We start from the raw sequence: 21,589 nt of genomic DNA on the forward strand, positions 1-21,589 counted from the left end.
GTGGGCCATCGCCGTCGTCCTCGGGCTGCTCCTCCTATCCCTTTCCCGTTTCCTTGACTGACCGCGCCCGGCGGCACCGGGCAATTTCCCTGATCAGGAATCCAACACGATGAACCGCTTCTATCTCGCGGCGCTGCTGGCGTTCGCGCTGGCGACGTCTGTCTTCTTCCACCCCATCGTCGGCCTGGTGGTCTTTTCCGCCGGCGTCGTCGCCCCAATGCTTCCGGCCTATGCCTGGGCTGGCGCCGTGGCGTTCGTCGCTCTGGTTGCTCCGGCCTGGGCCGCCGACGACACCACCGTGTCCCTCGGCGGCCTCGTCACGGCCCTGCTTCCTTATTTCGAAGCCGCTGTCGCTGCCCTACTCACGGCTCTGATTGCCTGGGCCGCTCAGGCTATCCAGAAGTGGCTTGGCATCCAGCTCGATCAGTCCAGCCGCGATGCCCTGCACAGCGCCGCGATGACGGGCGTCAACATGGCCCTGTCCAGGCTCAGCCAGTCCGCCGCCAACCTCACCTTTGACGCGAAATCGGCCGTCATCGCCCAGGCGATCGAGTGGGTTGAATCCAGCGTTCCCGACGCACTGAAGCATTTCGGTCTGACGCCGGAGCAGCTCGAGGCTCTGATCGAATCCAAACTCGGCATCGCTGCCGCTGCCGCCGCGCCGGCCGTCGTTGCGCCCGCGCCGGCGCCTGCGGGATGAGCGCATTCTTCAAGGCCTTGCTGGAGGCGCTGCTTAGCGGCGTCGCCAGCGCGCTCCTTGCTTGGCGAGACAAGGCGAAGGCCGACAAGGATGCCCAGGTTGCGGCGGTCGAGAAGGCCGCGAATGACACCCTCCAGGACACAGCGGAAACCGCCGATGCTCAGGCCGAAAACAATGCGCGTGATCGCGGTAGTGCTGCTGACGTCGCTCGCCGGGTGCGCGACAGTCTTGCCAAGTCCAAAACCGGTGGTTCAGGCAGCTGATAGGGCTGCCCGGGCCGCCATCCTTGCTCCCCGTTGTCCGACACCGACCTCGGACGGCAAAGCCGAGCAGATCGCCGGATACATCGAACAGGCGCCACCGTCCAAGGGCCTCGATGTCCTGGCGACGGAATGGGAGAGGCTCGATGACGGGGCGCGGATCTGCCGAAAGGGGAAGGCGCTATGATTGTCGCCCGGGTTGTCTCCGGCGCCAGCAAGCATTTCCAGTCCAGGTTCTGGGAGTGGCTGCATACCGGAATGCTCTTCGGGTCATCGTTCGCGATCTCGCAGTCGGACATGACCTTCCAGATGTCGCCGGCGTACGTGTTCATGCGATCGATCGCCTTCGATGACTTCTGGATTGTGGCATTCGGCGTCATCGCCATGTTCCGCCTGATCGCGCTCACCCTCAACGGCACGTTCCAACCGTTCCGGCGATACTCCCCGCTTGCCCGCTGCATTCTGTCCGGTTTGTCCGCGCTATGTTGGGCCAGTCTCGCACTCGGTCTGATGCAAGCTGAACAGGCCCGGCTTGGGCTGGTGACTTTCGTGGGCCTCACCTGCGGCGAGCTGTTTCTGTTCATGAAGATCGCCGAAGAAGCTGGGGACGTGGAACGGGGTTATCGAGATGGGGCCGCCTGAAATCCCAGCCTGGGTCTATGGCTGGCTCGCATTTATCGGCGGCATCATTGCTGCCATCGGCCGTGGTGCCTGGCTCTATCTGCAACGGGCCAATCGCGACCCTGAACCGGCGAAACAGATGGTGATCGACCGCGCCAGTGTCGCGGACATCCGCCCTATCACAGAGATCCGGGACGATGTCAGGGCCATGCGCAAGATGATGGAAGACGCAGCCGAAGCACGCGAGGAACGCGAGCGCGATGCCAGATTGCTGGATCGACTGGCTCGCATGCAGGCGCGGAAGCGGCGCCGCGGCGAAGATGAAGACGAGGAAGAGAACGACAACGAAGATGTTGACCGCCGCGGTGGTCCACCTCGACGACGATAGATATTCGCCGCACTGACAGCGGCACACTGGCCCCTGGTCCTTCGGGATCGGGGGCCTTTTTTGCGTTTGTGGCCAAGCTAGACTTGCAAATCGACCACACACGTCTGAGTTGAATATTCGTTTCGAGCTAGAAGGGAGTGGCGGATCGCTGTTTTTTAACGAAGTTGCACAAGGCACTTCATCCCCGCCACAGATCTCACCACTCCCTTGCCCCTTGCGGGACCTCGGAAACTACGCCTCCCAACGGTAGGGAGTGCGATCAAGCCATATTCGATGAAGGATGACGGCTAGACGACGGGACACGGCAGTGCGGGCAATTTTGGCGCCGCGTCGCTCTGCAACCCGCGTTCCCCAGACTTTCAGGGGAGATGGCTTTGCATTTGGCCGCAGAATAATCGTAGCAGCGGCCCTCAATATGTGCCGCAAGTAGCTATCCCCGAAATGGGAGATTTTGCCCCGCCGATCGACTCCTCCAGATTGGTATGTTCGCGGTGTCATTCCAAAATGCGCGCCCATCGATCGTGAGCGTTTGAAACGAGTGGGGTCGTCTACCGTCGATCGGTAAACCAATGCCACAAGCGGCCCAACGCCAGGCGCTGTCATCAGAAGGTGGCAAATCTCATCCGAGTGGGCTGCGGCAAGCACCTGTTTATGCAGAGCCGTGAACTGCTCCTCCAGGGTTTGTCTGGCATGCAACAGAGGTTGGATGATCTCGCTCAGCGCCGGGTGTTTTACGAGAAGCTTTTGGACGTGCGCCTTATAGCCTTTGCGTACGACGTGGCCAAGTTTGATACCGAAAGCGTGCAGTGTTCCCCGAATGCACTGCTCTGTTGCGATCAATTTTTGCTGGACAAACCGACGGTTGTTCAAGAGCGACTTGATTACCTGACGATCGAGCGATTTGACATGCACTGCCTTGAAGAACCCAAAGCGCATTATTTCAGCGATGCCGCGGGCATCATTGCGATCGGTTTTGTTGAGACGGGCTTTGAGCACTGAATGTGCATGTCGTGTTTCAAGACAGGTCACTGGAAACTTACGCTGCTGCAACTCGCGATACAGCCATTGAGAGATTGGACCCGCCTCCAGTCCCACAGCCGCGCATCGACGTTTTTCTTTAGCAAGGAACTTCGCAATAGGTTTGGGAGAACTCTCCACGATCCCTTCCCGAACAAAGTTGCCGGCGTCGTCGACAACGCAGACACTTGTCGTTTCGATCGAAATATCCAGCCCCACGTAGAACTTCATCACTCCGCCCTAGCCAAAGAAATTGGCGATGCATAGCGGCATTGTTTGCATTGAGAATGACATTGAACGAAGCAGCTGAGAGCTGCCCTGAGAATGCAGCGTACAAGCGTCAAAGCTATCTCCGCTCCGGTCAACCCCACGCGCGTTCGTGGCAACGCTCCCCCGGATCATCAATGACGAGATCAATTTGAATGGGCGGTAAAATTTCACCGCAGCACTGCAGCTGCGATAGCTGTAGCAATGACATGAGCGATAATGCTCGAAAAATACGTTTGCCCAGGCGGCGGTAGCCAATTGCCGTAGGTCATGATGAAATTATCTCCGAAATCATGTGGCTATAGGCACTTTTTGCTTCCAATAAAAATTAGGCTTAAACCACACTGATTCATACCGCTGGGGTGGCTTAAACAAATGCCTAAGGTTTCTATTGGTGTTCCGGTTTATAATGGCTCGCCATATATACGCGACAGTCTTCAAAATTTGTGTGATCAGACCTTCAAAGATTTCGAAGTGATCATATCAGACAATTGCTCGGAAGATGATACCGCCGACATATGTAGGGAATTCTGCGAGAAAGACTCAAGGTTTCGATATATTCGTCAATCTGAAAATATAGGGATGGTTAGAAATTTTGAGTTCGTACTCAGAGAAGCAAAATCCGAATATTTCTGCTGGCGCTCGTACGACGACTACGCCGATCTGGACTATATTGAATTTCTGTCAAACGTGCTCGACAGAAGTCCGCGGGCAACCCTCGCCGTTTCTGAGTCGGTTTGGTACGACTACGAGAACAATTACGAGAAGACCTTCAAAGTAAACCCGACAGTTGGGGCTTCACGAATATCAGCACTTAAGAAACTACTCATCAGATGTGCTGGTCCCTGGTTCTACGGTTTATATCGTAGAGAGCAGCTCATTCCGCATTGGGAATACTCAAGGGACAATATCGGATTTTTTGGCCACAATAGCGACATCCTCACGATCGGAAGATTGGTGGTTGAGGAGGCAGTTGTCGCCGAATCTGGCAGCAAAGTTCATCTGCAGAGGTTTAAATGGCGCGACCTTGGAGAGAATTATCACAGCATCGAAAATAGAGTTAGATCCCTTAAGCTGGCGAAGGACCATCTCTGGCCCTCACTGAAAAAGGTGAATGTAAATCCGATCGATAAATTAGTTTTGTACGTCCTGTTTGCCCGATTTCTCGATAAGAAAATTGTTCGCATCAAGCCCCTGCTCAAGGACATGCTGAAGCGAAAATTCGCATAGAGGTGCCTCCCCTCCGGCCTTCGGGGCGGAGGGGGTTTTGGCATTCTAGCCCGCAGGAACGCGTTTCTTTTTTGTCCGGATTAGAGCCATCGGCGTTCCATCTTGGCGCGAAATTAAGGATGTTAACTCGCTACCGCCTGTCGTCTTCACATGCTCAAGCACGGCGAACTTCAGAGTCTCGCTGGCGTCGCTGTTCGCGAAATAGGCAACATCTCGCGCCACAGTGCTGTGCTCGGCCGCCCATTGATTACCCTGGTTGAAGAAGCGTAGCTCGCAGGTGTCGGCGATAGTCGGATAAGCCGCAAAATACAGAAGGCCGACGCCATTGATGTCGTGGTAGGGATTGATCTGATAATCACACTCGAAGATCGCCGGCTTCGGAGAGATATCTCGAATAGAGCGATATTCATCCAGGAAAGCCGGCTTTTCAAGCAACGAGACGATCGGCGAATCGGACGGGATGTCGGGTTGCCCCTTTAAGAGAGTTTTGTTCGAGCCCGAAGCAGCCCGTTTGGAAAAACTGGACATTGCCTGGGCCGTGAAGGACTTGCCTCCGGCCTCGCCGCGATAATCACCGATGAAGATCCCGGCACCGTATCTGGACATGCTGCCGGTTATTTGCAGGGCCTCATTTTCGGCGTAGGCGGACAGAGGATCGGAGTTCGATATCGCGATGCGAGTGAACGTCGCATAGAGCCGGTTGCCAATCTCGTCGGTTATTCTCGCAGAGGGCTGCCGGAGCCCTTGAGAGATAAGCTCCCAATGGATATCCCCCAGTTCTTTGAAGAGCCAGGACTCGGAAAGGCCACTCAGCGCCATTTGGGGCATGCCGATGGTATATTCCCGCGTAACCTTGGAACCGGCGGCGGCAGCCTTGGCCACCTCAACCGCTTTCGGATTGACGATGGCCGCGATATCGGCTGGAGAGCGCACCTTCATCCAGTCGCGATCGGGAATCGATCGACCGAGCTTAATTTCGATACCGGTCCGCAGGTTGATGAGGTCGAAGCTATCAACGCCGAGCATCTCGAATGTCGATGAAGCAAGGGCTGGCGTGTACCCAATGATTTCCGAGGCAAAATAGTCGTCGAGCTTAAGCACTGATGGCATCCTTAGGCTTCGCTACCGGGCGATCAAAATCTGCGTCCGACTTCGTGACGTAAAACCCCGAGAAGTCGCACATTTCGGCGAAATTCTCTTTGCTCCAATAAACCAGCGTGGTTGTCGGCGGGTCGCGCATCGTCACCGGGTGGAACAGATGCGGAAAGCGCAGCGATTGGTCATCCAGGGCTGAGAACCAGCCTTTGGCGAGCGGATGTTTGCCTACCTTGGTCGAGCTGCAGAAGAAGTCGGCAATGTCGATGTCGTTGCCGACGCTGAAATCATCAACGAAGTCGAAGGCAGCGGCGATGGCATCGTCGTCACCAAACAGGTCAACAACATGCAGGATCCTGATCCCCGGAACTGCATCCTCGATCCGCAATGCCACGACCGCCTGGGCTTCACCCTTGGTGATAGTAAACACGCGATATGCAAAAACGGGGTGGTTCAGGTATCGCCAGGCGAGATGCTCGGCATCACGCGCAAAACCATGATGGGTCTGCGAGAACCTATTCCAAATCTGGTCGGCGGCCGCGACATCCTCGTCGACTTGATAATTCGCTCGCCCAGCCGTCGGCGTCCACTTCTGTTGAAGTTTTCTCGCCAGCGGGTCCACTGTGCCGATCTCAGACACCGCCTGTAGGTTATACGGGCGAAGGTACCTGGGGATGGCCCGCTGGATGCGAAATCCAGATCGCAGGAAGACTGGCAACGAGAATTTGGTCACTCCCATAGCGACCAACGCGTCGTATTTTTCGGTGAGCTCGTTCATCATCAGTGCGCCGATGCCGGTCGAGCGGTAATCATCGGCGACCACCCAGGTCGTAAGCTCGGCGCCTTGCGAAGCCTTCCCGGCGAGGTTGAACGGCCGAGGGACAACGCCCGTTACACCGGCAATGACGCCGGCATTGTCATCAAAAGCAACCAGCAAATCGTCGCTTCGGCCCTGTGCAGCCGGCGGTTCCAAGAACTGCCAGCCGTAGAATTGAGCTTCCGACAATATGGTGGGTCTACCCCACGAAGCCTTATAAAATTCCCGGATCTGCTCGTCGGATACCCCGAAAAGCTCCGGCTTACCTACCAACAACGTCACCGCCGCCCCACCAATAATTCGCTTCGAATAAAAACGATGCCCCTGTTCACTTGGTACCTCTCAGTGGTCAGTTGGGCAAGTAAACTACACAAGATCGTGAACAGCAAAATTGGAGATCTCTGGGGCGTAAATGGCAACCATGGGGGGGCAATTGTCGCGGTCGCGGCGCCGGCCGCTAGGCAAGTATCAGCTGTTGAGTAAATTGAACTAGGTCAATTTCGCATGCGATAGTATGTCGCCATGCCAATGCTGGCCGAGATGACTCCGGCGCGCTCGTCCTTGGTCCTTCAGGCTCAGGAGCTCTTTTTTTGTTTCGGCTGAAGCGCAAACACACGCTCCGCACCGGGTTCGGCCGCCTCGGGGATATCATAGCCCAAAAATCGGAACCATTTATCGGCCACGCCATCTCGTGCGCGCGACCGCGTAATGATCCTGCACCCTGGATTATCCGCCTGCAGCTTGTCGACGATAGTTTTTGCATGGCGCAGCAAGGATAGTTGGAAAGGTCCTGCCGCCCAATACTCCTCCTTGCTGACAAACAGTGTCTCGATTTGATCGCCCTCTTTTTCCAGTAAAAGCAGCGCCACCGGGTCATCGTTGATCGTTATAGCCAGCCCCCGAGAGGCCTTGTGCTGCTCAATTACGCGTTTGCGGCCTCCAGAGGGCGAGAGCCCAACGTCATGAATCTCCGACTTTGACCTTGCGCTGAGCTTGCCAAGAATTTTCTCAACGTCGCGCGCTGTTGCCGGACGGCTTCCGACGGTCGGTCTTCCCCTTGTGCTTGATGATTTCATTGTTTGTCTCTCGATGACGATCTTCTATTCCCGCATCCGATAAAAGGTCGTCGCCCCGATCTTCGCGGTCCGCTCGTCGATCTCGCTGACTTCCTTACCGTTGAGCAACCAGACCAAGCCCATGACGTCGTAGCGGGTAAGCGGCGCTACAGGATGCAGCCCGAACAGCTCCTCGGCCGTCCAGCCCAGCGCGGCCGCCTGGTCGCCCCAGTCCGACAGGAATTCAATCGCGTCGCGCTTCGCCTGCTCCCAGCGCCGCGGATCCGGCGTCGGGTTCTCGCGCATCAGTTTGGCGAGCTCGTCGGCGAACGGGCCGGTATAGGATGGAGCTCGGGCAACGGCTGCGGGCATCGGCATCTCTCCGTCAAACGGCAGATCGAACAGCTGCTCAGCAGGGTCGGCCATTGTCTCTACCTCTCAACGGACTCAGCGACGGAACGGTGTAGATTCGGTTGCGGTTGCTAGGAAATTGCCTCAGCCTCTCTCGACTGCGACTACCCGGTCTAGGTCTGAGCAGTCGTAGTAGATCGTTCCGCCCTGATGGGGCTTGGCGACACTGTTCCTGAACTTCCCGGCCTTGAGATCAATGAGGTTGACGGGGGCTCTTTGCCCGCTCTCCGCAATGACCATCGCCTGTATCTGGCCGGAATTTATGTTCCGGTGCAGCATGCTGTAAGTGTCATCGTAGAGTCGCCACCAAGGTTCGTTCTCATTTACGCCGCCTCGCTCGCTGTCGTGAAATTCCGCAAGTGGGTGCGCCCTGAGATATTCTGCGCCGTGTGGAAGCTTTGAGATCAGATAGGCATGAGCCTCGAGCATATTCAGCCAGTTCTTCATCGCTACGCGGAGCTCGCATTCGCCGGCCGGGGCACGATCACAAGCTGATCATCCTGCAACGGGCGCTGCAGCGCCTTCGCCTCGCTCCACGGCGCACGCATCCAGACATCGCGCTCCTCGGCTGTCGTCAGGATCACGGGCATCGCTTTGGCGTGATGGGGTTTCACCACAGCATTCGGCTCCGTCGTCAGGAAGCCGAAGACATCGGCGGTGACCTCGCCCTCCTTCACCTTCCGCACCGACGTCCAGTTCGTCCAAACGCCTGCGAAGACGGCCAGCGGCTTGTTGTCGTTGAGAGCGAACCACTTCAGCGCCTTGCCGCCCTTCTCGTTCTTCTCGCTGTCCGAGTATTCGGAGAAGGCCGTGAACGGCACCAGGCATCGGCTTTCCGGGCCCAGCCAGCGGCGCCAGTGCGGCGAAGAGACGTTGCGGATGTTGGTCACGCCCGGATCGCTCTTCTTGCCATCCAGGAACTTCGGAGGCGTCGGCATTCCCCAGCGCGCTAGCACGAGTTCGCGGACGCCATCGGCACCATCACGAATGATCGGCGACGGGTAATCGGGATAGATGTCGACGGCATCAGGCCAGTTGACGGTGTCGCGGATGACCGGGCCCAGAAGCCGAAGTTCCTCCTGGGTCATTTGCTGGTTGAACAGATTGCACATCCCTGGTCCCTCGTTTGCAGCGAGCATGATGCGCCTTCGGACCGCGCGCAACCCCTTCCCTATACCGTGAACGAAATGAGAACAAAAGACTCGACTCGCGAAAAAAGCGAGCGTAGCCTTTTGAGCATGATGATCCCTGAATGGAGGCCGTGATGGAGGGCTTTGATTTCGGGCGGACGGATCGCCTGGACCTCTTCGATATCAATCGCACCCGTGAGGAGATCTTTCGGGATTGGGTTTTGCTCGCTGGCGGCGACTTGACGGTCGCATTGCGGGACTTGATCGAGCGAGCGATCGAGATGGACGACGAACTGGATGCTGTCCGGCTCATGCTGGATGACGCCCGAGAAAAGCTGGGACAGCCGCCTCTCGTCCATGACCGGGAGCGGCGAGAGGCACACTTCACAGCTCGCGCGAGATTAAGAGCGCGCGAAATAGAGGAAAACGGCGAGCCTGATGACGATGAGAATGACGGGCTTACCGAGCTAGAGCTGACCTATCTGCACGATACAGGCATGAGCCCTGAGGCCTATTTGGCGGAGCGGGATGAGAAGCCAGCGCCTCTGGAGCGCGCTCCAAAACTACGCGTCGTTAGAAAATGACCGTGCCGGCCACTGAGCCGGCCTCCGATGATCTCGAAACCAGTGTCGACGACGCAATCGCAGCCTGTGAGGGCGACGCGAGGGCGGCCGTGCGCGCTCTGCTGGTGGCGCTGCATCATTGCCAGGCCGAGCTTGAACACCGAAACGAAGAGATTGCGCAGCTCGCGCGGGATATCTCGCGGGGATACTCCCGAGGGCGATGGGAGGATCTCCTGATCCGCGCCGAGGTGCCGATCCCATACAAACCGGACGACTGATATGGCGCTCGACAAGCCACCCCAGACGGTGCGGGAGGCGCTCGAGCTTGGATGGACCCACCTGGAGTTCACCTGCAAGCGCAAAAGCTGCCGGCACGAGGGGCGTGTTCCTCTAGGCCCGTACGACACGCAGCGAGGCCTGCGTGCTACGACGTTATGGGACGTCTTCAACCGCTGCAAATGCCGAGCCTGCGGGCTTCGGCCAACGACTGGCTCGCTTGCGGTCGTCACCGATTTCCAGGGCCTTAAGAGTTGGCATTCAAAGCGCGTCGATTTCTACGAAGGGATGACACTCCGGCCGTCGAGGGAATGAGCAATGGTATACCGTAAGGGCGAGTTCCAGCTGTCGAGCCTGGATAGCCAGTACCCGTTTCACATCGCCCGGCACTCCCCAAATGGCAAGGTTCCGAATCTAGCGCAGGTCGATGAGTTCTCCCGTGCATTCGGCGGGGCGCCGCGGTATCGAAGCGTTGGCGACTGGGCTACGTTCCATCACATCTTCTGTTTCAAAGAAGAGCGTTACGCCAAAGAATTTCAGGAGCGATTCGGCGGGTTTCCGATCGAAGCCAGCCCGAAGGCGCGGAAGGCTTTGCTGGCGGAACTGCGGTCTCGCCCTAAAGCTTCGGAGGACGGCGGCTGAGTGCCTCGGCGATCTGGCGATCGGTCTCTTCGTTGGCCGCTTTCGCCAGCATGTGGTGATCGGCCAGGCTCTGCAGCGCCAGGGTGATCTCGATCGTGTCCCACCCTGCCCGCTCGGCTCGCTCGACCAAGTCTTGAAACGCGCGCTCCAGAGCCTCCTCGCATTCCAGCGGGCGGTCGGAGATGTCACTGATTCGCCGAGGACCGGGAATGGGTGCGCTCATGAGCGGCGATACTACACCGCCTGGGCGTGTATTGCATCCGAGGTCAGACCGGGAACATCTGCACCAGTAAAAGGCTGGTTTCTGGTGCGTTTCTGGTGCGCCGGCCGGGTCAGATCGCGGGAAAATGACGTAACCCATTGATCTATATGGTGGGCGGTGACGGGCTCGAACCGCCGACCCTCTCGGTGTAAACGAGATGCTCTACCAACTGAGCTAACCGCCCCCGGTCGCGGGGATCCACGCAGGGCCTCTGTCTATTGTGCTTGCGCGCGCTTCGCAAGGCAAAAGAAAGCGGCCATGCCTTTGTGAGGCACGGCCGCTCTTAGATCACTTCAGCGTCAGTGGGCGACGACAGTGTTGCTGTCATCCCCGACCTTGGCCGGCGGAGGCGCGTTCTTGTCCTCGTCCCAGGTGATGGGTTCGGGCATGCGCACCAGCGCCCTGCGCAGAACCTCTTCCATCCGAGAGACCGGCACCAGTTCGAGGCCGTTCTTCACATTGTCCGGGAGCTCGGCCAAGTCCTTGGCGTTCTCTTCGGGGATCAGAACAGTCTTGATGCCAGCCCGCAACGCAGCAAGCAGCTTCTCCTTCAGGCCACCGATCGGCAGCACACGACCACGCAGCGTGACCTCGCCGGTCATCGCCACGTCGCGGCGCACCGGGATGCCCGTCATCACCGACACCATGGCGGTCGCCATGGCGATGCCGGCAGAGGGGCCATCCTTGGGCGTTGCGCCTTCCGGCAGATGCACATGCACGTCGCGCTTGTCGAACAGCGGCGGCTCGATGCCGTAGTCGATGGCACGCGAGCGGACATAGGAAGCTGCCGCGGAGATCGACTCGCGCATGACGTCCTTCAGATTGCCCGTCACGATCATCTTGCCCTTGCCGGGCATCATGACCGCTTCGATGGTCAGAAGCACGCCGCCAACCTCGGTCCAGGCCAGACCCGTGACGGCGCCGACCTGATCCTCGAGCTCGGCCTGCCCGTAGCGATAACGCGGGGCCCCGAGATAGTCTTCGAGCACCGTGTTGGTCACCTTCACGCTCTTCTTCTTGGACATCAGGATGTCCTTGACGGCCTTGCGGGTCAGGTTCGAGATTTCGCGCTCGAGGTTACGCACCCCGGCTTCCTGCGTATAGCGGCGCACCAGGTTGAGCAGCGCTTCATCGTCGATCGAGAACTCGCGTGCCTTCAGACCATGCTTCTGGACGGACGAGGGGATGAGATGCTTGCGGGCAATCTCGACCTTCTCGTCTTCCGTATAGCCGGCGAGACGGATGATCTCCATGCGGTCCAGCAGGGCCGGCGGGATGTTGAGCGTATTCGCCGTGGTCACGAACATCACGTTCGACAGGTCGTAGTCGACCTCGAGGTAATGGTCGTTGAACGTCGAGTTCTGCTCAGGATCCAGCACCTCCAGCAGAGCCGAAGACGGGTCACCGCGGAAATCCTGGCCCATCTTGTCGATTTCATCGAGCAGGAAGAGCGGATTCTGCTTCTTGGCCTTGCGCATCGACTGGACGACCTTGCCGGGCATCGAGCCGATATAGGTGCGCCGGTGGCCACGGATCTCGGCCTCGTCCCTGACGCCGCCGAGCGACATGCGCACATATTCGCGGCCGGTTGCCTTGGCGATCGAACGGGCGAGCGAAGTCTTGCCGACACCGGGTGGGCCGACGAGGCACAGGATCGGACCGGTCAGCTTGTTGGCGCGCTGCTGCACTGCCAGATACTCGATGATGCGCTCCTTGACCTTCTCCAGGCCATGGTGATCCGCATCGAGGATCTCCTGGGCATGCGGCAGATCCTTCTTGATCCGGGACTTGTCGCCCCAGGGCAAGGAAATCAGCCAATCCAGGTAGTTGCGCACGACGGTGGCCTCGGCCGACATCGGCGACATCTGGCGCAGCTTCTTCATCTCGGCCTGCGCCTTGTCGCGGGCCTCCTTGGAGAGCTTGGTGTCCTTGATCTTTTGCTCGAGTTCGCCGAGTTCGTCCTTGCCTTCCTCGTCACCGAGCTCCTTCTGGATCGCCTTCATCTGCTCGTTGAGATAATACTCGCGCTGGGTCTTCTCCATCTGCCGCTTGACGCGGGTGCGGATGCGCTTCTCGACCTGCAGGACGGAGATCTCGCTCTCCATCAAGGCGAGCACCTTCTCCAGGCGCGCCGGGATCGACAGGATCTCCAGCACTTCCTGCTTGTCGGCAATCTTCACCGCAAGGTGCGCGGCAATGGTGTCGGCGAGCTTCGAATAATCCTCGATCTGGGTGACCGTGGCCACGACCTCAGGCGACACCTTCTTGTTGAGCTTCACATAGCTCTCGAATTCGGCCACCACGGAGCGGGCAAGCGCCTCGGCTTCGATCTTCTCACCATTGCCGTCGCCCAGCACTTCGGCTTCGGCCTGGTAGAAATCGTCATGCCCGGAATAGGAGAGCACGCGCGCGCGGTCGACACCTTCGACCAGCACCTTCACCGTGCCGTCGGGCAGCTTCAGCAATTGCAGCACGGTAGCCAGCGTGCCGAGCTTGTAGATGGCGTCCGGCGCCGGATCATCCTCGGCGGCATTGAGCTGCGTCGCCAGCAGGATGTGGCGGTCGGTCCGCATGACTTCTTCCAGCGCCCGGATCGACTTCTCGCGGCCAACGAAGAGCGGCACGATCATGTGGGGAAACACCACGATATCGCGCAGAGGCAACACGGGGAATGTATCGACAGTGCCAGCCGGCACCGGAGGACGCTGCTTATTCGTCGTCATTGCATATCCTTTCCTGCGCCGTACCACGCTGCAATAGCCGTGCCAGCGACGCTACCCTCCTGGCCAACACGAAGAGCGACCCCGGAGGTATTCCCAACTGCCCCGGATGGGCACAGTTGCTTCGATAAGGGTTAGGTGGAGAGCACCAAGCACAGTGTCAAGCCGGCTAATCCCGGTAAATCGCGCTGTCTCGATTTTCTTTCCCGCACCTGCAAACCTCGCTGTAAATTTCTGCTCGATCGACTTTGGATTGATTGCCGGAAGCTTCGGGCTATCCTTGAGATGAAGCCTTGAAAAGTGTCGACAATCAGCCAAATCGTGTATTTTTCTACGGAAACCGGCTCGAATCGAGCCGATCCCTCCGAACTCACGATACCCCCCTCCGACGTCCAGCGCAATCAACGGCCGCTGCGGCGAATGGTCGATCTGACTCGGAGCAAGACACCCCGGGCCAAGCCATGCATTTCAACATGTCTGCAGGAAGGTACCGACATGACAATGCCGGCCAGAGGCCGGCATTGCACTGAGAATATCGCTCCAGCCGGCATCAGCCGGTGGAGGAGACCTCCTGCTTCTCGGAATAGATGAAGAGCGGCTTGGCCTGCCCGTCGACGACCTCCTTGGAGATCACCACTTCCTCGACGCCGTCGAGGCCCGGCAGTTCGAACATCGTGTCGAGCAGGATGCCCTCCATGATCGAACGCAGGCCGCGCGCACCGGTCTTGCGCTCGATCGCCTTCTTGGCAATCGACGACAAGGCCTCGTCCTGGAAGGTCAGATCGATGCCCTCCATCTCGAACAGGCGCTGATACTGCTTCACGAGCGCGTTCTTCGGCTCGGTCAGGATCTTGATCAGCGCCGGCTCGTCGAGGTCTTCCAAGGTCGCGATGACCGGCAGACGCCCGACGAATTCCGGGATCAGGCCGAACTTCAGCAGGTCCTCAGGCTCGACCTCGCGGAAGATCTCGCCGGTACGCCGGTCCTCTGGCGTCACCACGCGGGCGCCGAAGCCGATCGAGGTGCCCTTGCCGCGGCTGGAGATGATCTTCTCGAGACCCGAGAAGGCGCCGCCGCAGATGAACAGGATATTGGTGGTGTCGACCTGCAGGAACTCCTGCTGGGGATGCTTGCGCCCGCCCTGCGGCGGAACGCTGGCCACCGTGCCTTCCATGATCTTCAGCAAGGCCTGCTGCACGCCCTCGCCCGAGACGTCGCGGGTGATCGAGGGATTGTCGGACTTGCGGCTGATCTTGTCGACTTCGTCGATATAGACGATACCGCGCTGGGCACGCTCTACATTGTAGTCGGCCGCCTGCAGCAGCTTGAGGATGATGTTCTCGACATCCTCGCCGACATAGCCGGCTTCCGTCAGGGTGGTGGCGTCGGCCATGGTGAAGGGCACGTCGATGATGCGGGCCATGGTCTGGGCAAGCAGCGTCTTGCCTGAACCGGTCGGTCCGATCATCAGGATGTTGGACTTCGCCAGTTCGACATCGCTGTGCTTGGTGGCATGGTTAAGGCGCTTGTAGTGATTGTGCACGGCCACCGAGAGTACGCGCTTGGCCTGCATCTGGCCGATCACGTAATCGTCGAGCACCTTGCAGATCTCACGCGGGGTGGGCACTCCGTCGCGCGACTTCACCAGCGAGGATTTGTTCTCCTCGCGAATAATATCCATGCACAGCTCGACACATTCATCGCAGATGAATACCGTCGGGCCGGCGATGAGCTTGCGAACTTCGTGCTGGCTCTTGCCGCAGAACGAGCAGTAGAGCGTGTTCTTGGTATCGCTGCCGGCCTTGGTCATGGCATCCCCCTTTCGGGCTCTCTCGGCGGAACGGACATTCCGCATAATCCCACGGGAACCCCCGTGGCTGTAAACACAATCGCGCAGGCGTACCTGCATCGACCAAGCTCGTCTAGCAAGGGCTATGCCAAGTGGCGGCCGCCCCTGCCATCTTCGGTGACGCTGCATCCAGCGGATCCAATGCTGGAATCTAGCGCCCCCCACGTCAACAGATCATTACCGATATCCATCGCAACGAACTGTGGCGAAACTCGTACGGGTCGCCTCCCGAAGCGTCACATCAAGCCTTGGCAGCGCCGTCGTCGGGACGCTTCTCGCTGACATGGTCGACGATACCAAAAGCTTTGGCCTGCTCGGCTTCCATGAAATTGTCGCGCTCGAGCGCGTCCTGAATCTTCTTGATGTCCTGGCCGGTATGCTTGACGTAAATCTCGTTGAGGCGCTGCTTCACGCGGCGGGTTTCCTCAGCATGGATGAGGATGTCAGTCGCCTGGCCCTGATATCCGCCCGAAGGCTGATGCACCATGATGCGCGAATTGGGCAGGGCGAAGCGCAGGTCCTTCTCACCAGCCGCCAGAAGAAGCGACCCCATCGAAGCGGCCTGGCCAACGCAAAGCGTGGAAACCGGCGAGCGGATGAACTGCATGGTGTCGTAGATCGACAGGCCCGCCGTCACCACCCCGCCCGGCGAGTTGATGTACATGGCGATTTCCTTCTTGGGGTTCTCGCCCTCGAGGAACAGCAGCTGCGCCACCACGATCGAGGCCATGTAGTCTTCAACCGGGCCGGTCAGGAAGATGATGCGTTCGCGCATCAGCCGCGAATAGATATCCCACGAACGCTCGCCGCGATTGGTGCTCTCGACCACCATCGGCACGAGGTTGTTGGTGTAGAAGTCGATCGGATCTCGCATCAAAGCTCTCCAGAAGGCGAATCTAGGCAATCCCTGTTCCCTGTCAGGGCAAGGATAGCGGGCGCATTTGTCAAGTGAACCTTCCTGCCGCCCGCTGAGACATGAAGGTGCGACGGGGGTTCGAGAGTATGGCCCTCCCCGACCGGGCCGGCCCCTCATGTCGCAAATGTGTCGTCAAGCCTCGTCCTGCAAGCCCCCGCCTCGCCTTTTGCGAGTCGAGGGTTTTGAGAACGACAATGGCCGGGGAAGACCCGGCCATTGCAGACTCGTTTCGACAGGCCATGACGGCCCGGCGCAGCCTCACTCGGCGGTCTCGGCGGAAGCCTTGGCAGCCTTGGCCTTCTTGGGCTTGGCCGGCTTGTCCTCGGCAGCAGCGGACGTAGCCTGCTCGTCGTCTTCCTTGAACAGATCCTCCTTGGAGACCTTGTTCTCGGTGACATCTGCGAGCGACAGGATGTGGTCGACGACCTTGTCCTCGAAGATCGGCGCGCGCAGCTCGGCAATCGCCTGCGGGTTCTTGGTGTAGAACTCCCAGATCTGCCGTTCCTGGCCCGGGAACTGGCGGGCGCGCTCGATCACGGCGCGGGTCGCTTCCTCGTCGGTCACCTGGATCTTGTTGCTTTCGCCGATCTCGGCCAGGACGAGGCCGAGGCGAACGCGGCGGGCCGCGATCTTGCGATAATCTTCCTTGGCGGCTTCTTCGGTGGTGTTTTCCTGCTCGAAGGTGCGGCCGGTCTGCTGCATCTCGCGCTCGACCTGCAGCCAGACATTGTCGAACTCCTGCTGGAACAGGGTCGGCGGCAGATCGAAGGAATATTTGGCATCGAGCGCATCGAGAAGCTGGCGCTTCACCTTGCTGCGCGAGGCGGCATTATATTCGCCCTCGATCGAGCTCTTGATCACTTCCTTGAGCTTGTCGAGCGATTCGAGGCCGACGGACTTGGCAAGCTCGTCGTCGACGACGAGTTCAGCCGGAGCCTGCACTGCCTTGACCTTGACGTCGAAGGTAGCGTCCTTGCCGGCCAGCGTGTCGGAGGCATAATTGGTGGGGAACTTGACCTCAATGGTCTTCTCCTGGCCGGCGGTGACGCCGATCAGCTGATCCTCGAAGCCCGGAATGAAGGTCTTGGAGCCGAGGTCGACGGAGATATCCTCGCCCTTGCCGCCATCGAACTCGACGCCGTCGATCTTGCCGACGAAATCGACGATCACGCGGTCGTGGTTCTCGGCCTTCGACTTGGCCTTCTTGTCGGCATAGGTCACGTTGCGGCGGGCCAGATCCTCGAGGCGCGACTGCACCTCTTCGTCGGCGACTTCAGCCACCGGCTTGACGATCTTGATGCCGTTGATGTCGCCAACCTCGAAGGTCGGCAGCACTTCCACGGCCACGGTCCAGGCGAGATCGGCCTTGCCGTCGAGCACCTGGGTCACGCCCTCGTCGTCGGCACCGAAGTCGAGCTTGGGCTCCATGGCCAGCTTGATCTGGTTGTCATCGACGATCTTGCGATTGGCTTCGCCAACGAAATTGTTGACGACATCAGCCGTGACCGAGCGGCCGTAGAGACGACGCAGATGCGCCACCGGCACCTTGCCCGGACGAAAGCCGTTGACGCGGACCTTGCCCTTCATGTCTTCCAACTGGGCATCGGTGCGCGAGGCGATATCGGCCGCCGGCACCACCACTTTGAATTCCCGCTTCAGGCCATCGGCCAGGGTTTGGGTCACCTGCATTATCTTGTCCCGAATCCGTGAGTTCGTAGCTGCCCCGTGTTTAAGCCGTCGAGGCCGATCGTGGTGCGGGCGGAGGGGCTCGAACCCCCACGACTTTCATCACTGGAACCTAAATCCAGCGCGTCTACCAGTTCCGCCACGCCCGCAAATAGGGCTCCCTTTCGCAAAACTTGCATTCTGCGAAACGAGTGGCGCCATATAGCATGTCATGAAATTGATGCAGCAAAAAAATGCCATCGCCTGCATGATATTTGGAATTGGGGATTCGCAGACGGATGCCTTGCTCGACCGCAACGCCGCTTCCGGCCCACCGAGCGACCTTCCCGGCAGGCGGGAATAGCCAACACCCCAGCCCGGAAGGAGCGAGCAATGACTGTCAGCCTCGATCGGCGCCAGCTTCTGGCCGGGCTCGGCGTCACCCTGGCCAGCCTTGCTCTTGCCCGCCCCGCGCTGGCGACCACGGGGTCTCTCCTGACAGCCGCCCCTGGTGAACTCGCGCTGCCAGGCGGCGCCAAGCCCACCCGCACGCAGTGCTTTAACGCCACGATCCCGGGCCCTTTCCTGCGTGCCAAGCGCAATCATCCCGTGAAGCTGCGCTTCGCCAACCAGCTCGAAACCCTTTCGACAATCCATTGGCATGGTCTGCGGCTCGCCAACGCCATGGACGGCGTTCCTGGCCTGACGCAGCAGGCGGTGAAGCCAGGCGCGGGCTTCGACTATACCTTCACGCCGCCGGATGCCGGCACCTTCTGGTACCACCCGCCGGCTTTCGGCCCCTTTCTATCCCAATGCGAGGCCGGCCTCTATGGCGTCCTCGTCGTCGACGAAGACGAACCGCCACAGGTCGACCAAGACCTGATTCTCGTCATCGACGACTGGAATATCGGCCCTGACGGACAAATTCTGGCCGCCCCAATCACCGAGAGCAAGCCAACCATTACGGTGAATTCGAAAGCGGCCGAAACGATCCGCCTAGCCCCCAATGAGCGTGTACGCCTACGTCTCGTCAACGCCACCGCAACGCGCATCGCCAGACTGGCCCTGGCCGGCTTTGAGGCCACCATCATCGCGATCGACGGCCATCCCGTCGATACGCCCTTCGCCCCCAATCGCGGCCGAATCGACCTGCCGCCCGGCGGCCGCACCGATATTGTGGTCGACGGAACACTCGCAAAGGGGAGCGAGGCCGGCATCGCGCTGGACCGTGACGGCGACGTCGTCATTCTCGCTCAGCTTGTCGCGAGCGATACGGCTCCGCTTCGCTCGGCCCCCCTGCCCCCTCTGGTGCTGCCGCGCCCCGGCCTGCCCGTCGCACTTGCCTTGCAGAAGGCCAGGCGCATTGCCGTATCGCTGCCCGCCCATGAGGGGAGCGGCTCCGGGCTGCCCGGCAAGCCTCTGTTCTCGGTCAAGCGCGGCAGCCTCGTCGATCTCGGCATCGCCAACAAAACGCCTATCGATCAGGCTGTACATGTGCATGGCCACGCCATGCGCATCCTCCATCCCTTCGACGATGAGTGGCAGCCCTATTGGGTCGACACGGTCGCGATCGGTCCGGGCGAAACCGTGCATACGGTGTTCCTGGCGGATAATCCCGGCAAATGGCTCCTGCATGGCCGCGCCTGCGGCCCCTCCCGGAAAGACGATCTCCTGGCCTGGTTCGAGGTGACCTGAATCAAGGCGCCGCCGGCTGTCACCGCGCCGGCGTCTTCGAGATGACGAGCGGCTGCCGCCGGTTCAGTCGCGATTCATGTCGGCCAGCGCGTCGCGCATGGAGATACTGGAGATGCCGAAGAAGCCGCCATAGGGAATCTTCAGGTCGGTTATCACGAACATGACGCTCGATATGCACACCACGCCGATGGCGAGCACGATCTTGCTCAACAGCCGATGCGAAATCTGAAGGCCGAAGCTGAGAAAGACGAGGGCAAGCCAGAAACTGATGATCAGGGTGAAGGACACGCCGGACGGAGCGTGGGTATCCTCGATCACGGCCCAACGTCCCGTCAGTGCCGCCCTGTAGTCCAATTGGCAGCGCGCGACGATGTTCTTGCTGATGCCATCGGCGGGCTCGAATGAATCGATCGCCAGACCGATCCGGTTCATCATGCCGGCAAGCACCTTGTCCTCGCCCATGAGCGGCATGTCCTTGGTGTCGAGCATGGTCTTGACCTGCGGCGCCGGCTCATCGGGCCAGGTGCTGGCGATCACCGCAGCGGTGTAGCGGCGCAGCAGCTGCCGTGTCGGTTCCATTTGCTTGGAGAGATCGCGCAGGCATTGATCGAGGCTCGCCAGATGCGCCGCATAGGTCGAGCGATCCTTGCTGGCTGCGTCGAATTCAGCCCTGGAGGTGGAGAGTTGCAGGCTCAGGATCAGGGCCGCGAACGACACCAGCAGGCCTGTCACCAGCCGCAGCGCCTCCATGTTCTCCTTCGAGAGGTGCTCCTCATGCAGGTGCCTGCGCAGGATCACCCCGCCGACGGCGCTCAAACTGAAAAGCACCAGGAAACTCAGGCCGTAGATTTCTTCCATGACCGGGACCGCCAGGTTTTTCTTTTGTGTCGGCAGTGTCGCTCAGCAGGCGTGACTTGAAAGTCACACCAGAATTCCGCCGCGCGCACAAAACCGTCACGCTCTCTTGCCCGGACGTGTTGCGGCGCCCCTCGAGTTCAGCGGCTGAATGGAGCGCCGCCTCGATTGCGCGCCTGTCGACGCTTGTCCGATCAGGCGATCGCCCCTATACGCGATACTCAGGAGTTTGCCATGTAACGCGCATCTCGGCCCTGTCGGTTCAGGCAGGGCCTCCGTCCCACAGCCCGCATTTTCCTACGCCGCCTGCTGGCCGGGCGAATGCGAAATCGTGTGTACAAGGTGCGACCATGTCCTTCTTCAAATATCCGCGCACGCCGCATCTCGTCGGCTCGCGGCTGCAGCCTGGCGACGACAGTCCGGGTCAGATTCAGCTCAGCCAGCTTGACGGCGGCCGTCTCGTCTTCGAAGAGAAGCTCGACGGCGCCAATGCGGCCATAAGCTTCGACCATAGCGGCAACCTCACATTGCAATCGCGCGGCCATATCCTCGCCGGTGGCGCGCGCGAGGCCCAGTTCAACCTGTTCAAGGCCTGGGCGCAAACTCATGAACGTATATTCAGGATACTGCTGGGCCGGCGTTTCATGATGTTCGGTGAATGGTGCTTTGCCAAGCACACGGTCTTCTATGATCGGCTGCCGCACTATTTTCTCGAGTTCGATATCTATGATCGCGAACGCGCGGCCTTTCTTTCGACGCCGCGCCGGCATGCCTTGCTGGCCGGGGTGCCCGTGGTTTCGGTACCGGTCGTTCATCAAGGCAACCTGCCCAGGAAGGTAGAACTACCGGCAGTGGTCGAGCCGTCGCTCTATAAATCGCGGGACTGGCGGCAATCCCTGCGGCTCGCCGCAGCCGAGGCCGGCCTCGACGTCCCGACTGTCCTGGGCCAGACCGAGGACAGCGATCTCGCCGAAGGGCTCTACCTCAAGCAAGAGGATGAGGAACAAGTCATCGGCCGCTACAAATTCGTGCGTGCCGATTTTCATCAGACCATCCATGATTCGGGTTCCCATTGGCAGGAGCGCCCAATTCTGCCCAACTGCCTGGCCGATGGCGTCGACCTGTTCGCCGAAAGCTTGGCATGAGTTGACGCGG

23 protein-coding genes and 2 tRNA genes are annotated in these 21,589 nt (G+C 59.7%); 10 read left to right on the plus strand and 15 right to left on the minus strand.

Annotated features, from left to right (window positions below; genetic code table 11):
- The first annotated feature begins 109 nt into the window (after positions 1-109).
- From U1R88_RS04995 to U1R88_RS05010, 4 genes are all read left to right on the plus strand, one after another.
- On the plus strand, positions 110-700 hold the full coding sequence (locus U1R88_RS04995; RefSeq protein WP_322430248.1) for a hypothetical protein: 591 nt from the start codon (positions 110-112) through the stop codon (positions 698-700).
- Positions 697-963: a hypothetical protein gene (locus U1R88_RS05000; protein ID WP_322430249.1), complete on the plus strand. Its 267-nt coding sequence runs from the start codon at positions 697-699 to the stop codon at positions 961-963. Before U1R88_RS04995 ends, U1R88_RS05000 begins: the two co-directional genes overlap by 4 nt.
- A 180-nt stretch (positions 964-1,143) precedes the next feature.
- Positions 1,144-1,602 (plus strand): hypothetical protein, encoded by a 459-nt coding sequence (locus U1R88_RS05005; RefSeq protein WP_322430250.1) that lies wholly within the window; start codon positions 1,144-1,146, stop codon positions 1,600-1,602.
- Positions 1,589-1,969, plus strand: coding sequence for a hypothetical protein (locus U1R88_RS05010; RefSeq protein WP_322430251.1), 381 nt, complete (start codon positions 1,589-1,591; stop codon positions 1,967-1,969). The genes U1R88_RS05005 and U1R88_RS05010 overlap by 14 nt, the downstream gene beginning before the upstream one ends.
- Positions 1,970-2,200: 231 nt before the next feature.
- On the opposite strand, the gene U1R88_RS05015 is transcribed toward U1R88_RS05010, so the two are convergent.
- Positions 2,201-3,217: an IS110 family RNA-guided transposase gene (locus U1R88_RS05015; protein ID WP_322430252.1), complete on the minus strand. Its 1,017-nt coding sequence runs from the start codon at positions 3,215-3,217 to the stop codon at positions 2,201-2,203.
- 411 nt (positions 3,218-3,628) lie between these two features.
- On the opposite strand from U1R88_RS05015, the gene U1R88_RS05020 reads away from it, so the two are divergent.
- Complete coding sequence (locus U1R88_RS05020; protein WP_322430253.1) at positions 3,629-4,483, plus strand: glycosyltransferase family 2 protein; 855 nt, start codon at positions 3,629-3,631, stop codon at positions 4,481-4,483.
- A 45-nt stretch (positions 4,484-4,528) separates the two neighbouring features.
- Here U1R88_RS05020 and U1R88_RS05025 read toward each other — a convergent pair whose 3' ends face one another.
- From U1R88_RS05025 to U1R88_RS05050, 6 genes are all read right to left on the minus strand, one after another.
- Entirely contained in the window at positions 4,529-5,584 is a 1,056-nt protein-coding gene (locus tag U1R88_RS05025) for a Pnap_2097 family protein (RefSeq protein WP_322430254.1), read from the minus strand.
- The gene (locus tag U1R88_RS05030; protein ID WP_322430255.1) at positions 5,577-6,677 is read right to left on the minus strand and encodes a GNAT family N-acetyltransferase; all 1,101 of its coding nucleotides are present in this window, start codon (positions 6,675-6,677) and stop codon (positions 5,577-5,579) included. The genes U1R88_RS05025 and U1R88_RS05030 overlap by 8 nt, the downstream gene beginning before the upstream one ends.
- A gap of 293 nt (positions 6,678-6,970) precedes the next feature.
- Positions 6,971-7,471 (minus strand): hypothetical protein, encoded by a 501-nt coding sequence (locus U1R88_RS05035; RefSeq protein WP_322430256.1) that lies wholly within the window; start codon positions 7,469-7,471, stop codon positions 6,971-6,973.
- Positions 7,472-7,495: 24 nt separating this feature from the next.
- Positions 7,496-7,876: a hypothetical protein gene (locus tag U1R88_RS05040; RefSeq protein WP_322430257.1), complete on the minus strand. Its 381-nt coding sequence runs from the start codon at positions 7,874-7,876 to the stop codon at positions 7,496-7,498.
- 69 nt (positions 7,877-7,945) lie between these two features.
- Positions 7,946-8,308, minus strand: a complete 363-nt coding sequence (locus U1R88_RS05045; protein ID WP_322430258.1) for a hypothetical protein — start codon at positions 8,306-8,308, stop codon at positions 7,946-7,948.
- 2 nt (positions 8,309-8,310) lie between these two features.
- Entirely contained in the window at positions 8,311-8,973 is a 663-nt protein-coding gene (locus U1R88_RS05050) for an SOS response-associated peptidase (protein ID WP_322430259.1), read from the minus strand.
- Between the two features lie 152 nt (positions 8,974-9,125).
- Here U1R88_RS05050 and U1R88_RS05055 point away from each other — a divergent pair, with 152 nt between their 5' ends.
- The 3 genes from U1R88_RS05055 to U1R88_RS05065 all read left to right on the plus strand — a co-directional run bounded on the left by U1R88_RS05055 (position 9,126) and on the right by U1R88_RS05065 (position 10,472).
- Entirely contained in the window at positions 9,126-9,575 is a 450-nt protein-coding gene (locus U1R88_RS05055; protein WP_322430260.1) for a hypothetical protein, read from the plus strand.
- Positions 9,572-9,832 carry a hypothetical protein gene (locus tag U1R88_RS05060; RefSeq protein WP_322430261.1) on the plus strand — a complete coding sequence of 87 codons (261 nt, stop codon included), beginning with the start codon at positions 9,572-9,574 and terminating at the stop codon, positions 9,830-9,832. The genes U1R88_RS05055 and U1R88_RS05060 overlap by 4 nt, the downstream gene beginning before the upstream one ends.
- A gap of 316 nt (positions 9,833-10,148) precedes the next feature.
- Positions 10,149-10,472: a hypothetical protein gene (locus U1R88_RS05065; protein ID WP_322430262.1), complete on the plus strand. Its 324-nt coding sequence runs from the start codon at positions 10,149-10,151 to the stop codon at positions 10,470-10,472.
- Here the strand turns inward: U1R88_RS05065 and U1R88_RS05070 are convergent.
- The 7 genes from U1R88_RS05070 to U1R88_RS05100 all read right to left on the minus strand — a co-directional run bounded on the left by U1R88_RS05070 (position 10,447) and on the right by U1R88_RS05100 (position 18,054).
- Entirely contained in the window at positions 10,447-10,695 is a 249-nt protein-coding gene (locus tag U1R88_RS05070; protein ID WP_322430263.1) for a hypothetical protein, read from the minus strand. The genes U1R88_RS05065 and U1R88_RS05070 overlap by 26 nt on opposite strands.
- Positions 10,696-10,842: 147 nt before the next feature.
- Positions 10,843-10,918, minus strand: a tRNA-Val gene (locus U1R88_RS05075).
- 115 nt (positions 10,919-11,033) lie between these two features.
- Positions 11,034-13,457 (minus strand): endopeptidase La, encoded by a 2,424-nt coding sequence (gene lon, locus U1R88_RS05080; protein WP_068296297.1) that lies wholly within the window; start codon positions 13,455-13,457, stop codon positions 11,034-11,036.
- Between the two features lie 547 nt (positions 13,458-14,004).
- Entirely contained in the window at positions 14,005-15,264 is a 1,260-nt protein-coding gene (clpX, locus tag U1R88_RS05085) for an ATP-dependent Clp protease ATP-binding subunit ClpX (RefSeq protein ID WP_068296294.1), read from the minus strand.
- Between the two features lie 280 nt (positions 15,265-15,544).
- Positions 15,545-16,177, minus strand: coding sequence for an ATP-dependent Clp protease proteolytic subunit (locus U1R88_RS05090; protein ID WP_068296291.1), 633 nt, complete (start codon positions 16,175-16,177; stop codon positions 15,545-15,547).
- Positions 16,178-16,477: 300 nt separating this feature from the next.
- A complete protein-coding gene (gene tig / locus U1R88_RS05095) occupies positions 16,478-17,908 on the minus strand; it encodes a trigger factor (RefSeq protein ID WP_322430264.1) in 1,431 nt (476 codons plus the stop codon).
- A gap of 61 nt (positions 17,909-17,969) precedes the next feature.
- Positions 17,970-18,054, minus strand: a tRNA-Leu gene (locus U1R88_RS05100).
- 223 nt (positions 18,055-18,277) lie between these two features.
- On the opposite strand from U1R88_RS05100, the gene U1R88_RS05105 reads away from it, so the two are divergent.
- Entirely contained in the window at positions 18,278-19,579 is a 1,302-nt protein-coding gene (locus tag U1R88_RS05105; protein ID WP_322430265.1) for a multicopper oxidase family protein, read from the plus strand.
- Positions 19,580-19,642: 63 nt separating this feature from the next.
- Here the strand turns inward: U1R88_RS05105 and U1R88_RS05110 are convergent, their stop codons facing one another.
- The gene (locus U1R88_RS05110; RefSeq protein WP_322430266.1) at positions 19,643-20,437 is read right to left on the minus strand and encodes a bestrophin-like domain; all 795 of its coding nucleotides are present in this window, start codon (positions 20,435-20,437) and stop codon (positions 19,643-19,645) included.
- A gap of 26 nt (positions 20,438-20,463) precedes the next feature.
- Here U1R88_RS05110 and U1R88_RS05115 point away from each other — a divergent pair, with 26 nt between their 5' ends.
- Positions 20,464-21,579 carry an RNA ligase family protein gene (locus U1R88_RS05115; protein ID WP_322430267.1) on the plus strand — a complete coding sequence of 372 codons (1,116 nt, stop codon included), beginning with the start codon at positions 20,464-20,466 and terminating at the stop codon, positions 21,577-21,579.
- Positions 21,580-21,589 lie beyond the last annotated feature (10 nt).

The organism is Labrys sedimenti, assembly GCF_034424805.1.
Classification (GTDB): Bacteria; Pseudomonadota; Alphaproteobacteria; order Rhizobiales; family Labraceae; genus Labrys; species Labrys sedimenti.